This window comes from Candidatus Darwinibacter acetoxidans (assembly GCF_041936445.1).
Classification (GTDB): Bacteria; Bacillota; Limnochordia; order Darwinibacteriales; family Darwinibacteriaceae; genus DTU010.
This window is the reverse complement of record NZ_JBHGXH010000077.1, coordinates 1-2,453: the sequence shown is the minus strand read 5'-3', so window position 1 is coordinate 2,453 and position 2,453 is coordinate 1. Positions and strand designations below refer to the sequence as shown.

Genomic DNA, 2,453 nt, shown 5'->3' with positions numbered 1-2,453 from the left:
CACATGGGGGCGGCGGGACGTTCCACCATTCGACCATCGACATCTGAAAAAAGGAGGAAACAACAGCAATGGTAAACCGAGTAGCAGGAGAAATCCACAAGAAGGGAGGCATCCTCCAGCAGACGTTCGGCGAGACCGTCGCGAATGCGTACGGGCTTGTCTTCTACCAGGCAGCCGACGGTAAACTCTACCGGGCACAGGCGAACACCGAAGCGACAGTCTCGGGCGTCCTCTACCTCTGCGCGGACGCAGCCACGGTCGAAGACACCGTCGGCAACGCGCTCGCGCAGGGACGGGCCGAGAAGACCGGTTGGTCATGGACCGTGGGAAAACTGGTCTACGTCTCGCCGACCGAGGCCGGCGGATTGACACAGACCGTGCCGACCTGGACGCAGAAGATCCGGCCGGTCGGGTTCGCGACGAGATCCGATCAGATCGACTTCCGGCCCCTGTGGGGCACCGGGGCGAGCTACACCGTGGACATCGACGGTATTACCGCAACGAAGGGCGACATCCTCGTCCGGAGCGCGACCGCGTGGGGGGCGGTCGATGGGACCACGCTCGGCGTGCATCCCCTTGTCCCAGGGCTCCCGAACCGCGTGCTCCGCATCAAGGACAGCGCCAGCACCCCGAACGACCTGGAGATCCACCAGGTGTGGATCCCGTTCTTCCTCAGCGAAGGATTCAGCCAGACGAACCTCAACGGAATCCTCTGCGGTGGGTTCTGGGTCGACAAGTTCCAGGCCTGCATGCCGCTGGCCACGGCGACCTCGCGCGGCGGTCTGACGCCCAACAGCCCCGGTGCCGGCGTCGGTGCAGCGTGCAAACCCCACGTCGTCCCGTGGACGGACGTCTCGTGGAACACCGCCCGGGCCGCCCTCGAGAACCGTGGCGGCGCCGCGAACAAGTCCGCCTCCGGCACCCCGACCGCCTGCGCGATGTACGCGACCGGCGACCACCCGAAGGCCGAGTTCCTCGTCGACAATATTGAGCACCTGGTCGGCCGGCGGGTGGAGATAGTTCAGGGTGGCACAACCTACTTCCGCCGGATTATCAAGGCCGGCAAGTTCGGCGAGGCCAAGTACGTCCGGGTCTTCCCGGAACTCCCGGCGACCCTCACCACCGACGACACCTACACCATCGTCGGCCACCACATGATCACCCCGGACGAGCAATTCGCCCTGGCCGCCTGGGCGATGACGTTCCGGTATCGTCACGGGTTGTCCTATCCCAAGGGCAACAACGACTACGGAAAGGACATCGGGGACCCGCGTGCGATCGAGTACGAAGGGCTCACCGACCCGGTGCTCGCCGGCGACGCGACCCACGAGAAGCGCCGGTGCCTGACCGGGTCCGGACCGCTCAGTTGGTCCTTGAACGGCCGCGCAGATGGAGTCTGGGACCTCAATGGTAACGTCTGGGAGTGGAACTTCCAGCAGATCGTCTCCGATGGGGTCAACCTCTCGATTGCCCCGGGATACCCCGGTGCCGGAACTATCGTCACCCCGCCCGGCACCAGCGGGCAGAAGATCACGGCGATGTATGACGCCGACGCCCCTGTTGACGGTCTCTCCCTGAACCCGGACATCTGCCTCCCAACGGGGATGAGCAGCGGCGGGTCCGCAGAGTTCGGCAACGATGGGTGCTGGTGGAAACTGGACGCGGCCACCTATGCTGCGCTACGGGGCGGGCCTTGGAGCAGCGCCGCGAATGCGGGGTTGTTCTCTCTGTACGTGCTTTACGCCCCGTCCTTCGTGGTCAGCAACATCGGCTTCCGCGGAGTCTGTTGATCTGGTGATCTGTATGGTAGAACAGCACGAGCGTCTGAAAATCTGGCAGAAATCGTACGACCTGGCGAAGGATCTGATGCAGGTGACTGAACGATTCCCGCGCCCGCAACAGCGGGACGGGTTAGCGAGCGAAATCCGGCAGACAGCACTCAGTCTGATCCGGACCGTCATGCTCGCCAACTCCGTGCAGGGAACCGCGGTCAACCAGGATCTCGACCAGGAGATCGATTACCTCCAGGTGATCGTGCGCCTGGCGAGAGACCTCAGATACATCAGTATCGGACAATACGAGGTGGTTGCGAAGAAAATCGTTGAACTGGGGAAGATGAACGGCGGGTGGATGAAGGTGAAGCAGGCTTAGTCTCCTGCTTCGCCCGACACTACGGGCCGGGTGAGAGGAAGCCGTATAAAAAACGTGCTGCGAAACGGGGCGGGAATTGGAACAATGGCGCGAACTATGGACTGTTCTGCCTGAACGTGAACAACGCCCCGTCCAACGCGAACAACAACATCGGCTTCCGCGGAATACCGTTCGAGGATGGTATGCGCGACCACGGTTGCGGAAGAAAACATCAGATCAACAGTACATCACCCGGATAACTCGTCGCTCGATGAGCGGAATACAAAACAGGCTCCGGAGAGATAGTAGGCGCGTTCCGAACC

At 62.6% G+C, this 2,453-nt stretch carries 2 protein-coding genes; both read left to right on the top strand.

What is annotated here, in order from left to right; all coding sequences use genetic code 11:
- The first annotated feature begins 68 nt into the window (after positions 1–68).
- Complete coding sequence (locus ACE4YL_RS02690) at positions 69–1,790, top strand: hypothetical protein (RefSeq protein ID WP_461369152.1); 1,722 nt, start codon at positions 69–71, stop codon at positions 1,788–1,790.
- 13 nt (positions 1,791–1,803) lie between these two features.
- Positions 1,804–2,151, top strand: a complete 348-nt coding sequence (locus ACE4YL_RS02685; RefSeq protein ID WP_461369153.1) for a four helix bundle protein — start codon at positions 1,804–1,806, stop codon at positions 2,149–2,151.
- Positions 2,152–2,453: the final 302 nt, after the last annotated feature.

Coding starts and splice junctions, on each gene's coding strand:
- ACE4YL_RS02690 (WP_461369152.1), top strand. CDS start 69: ATGGTAAACCGAGTAGCAGGAGAAATCCACAAGAAGGGAGGCATCCTC.
- ACE4YL_RS02685 (WP_461369153.1), top strand. CDS start 1,804: ATGGTAGAACAGCACGAGCGTCTGAAAATCTGGCAGAAATCGTACGAC.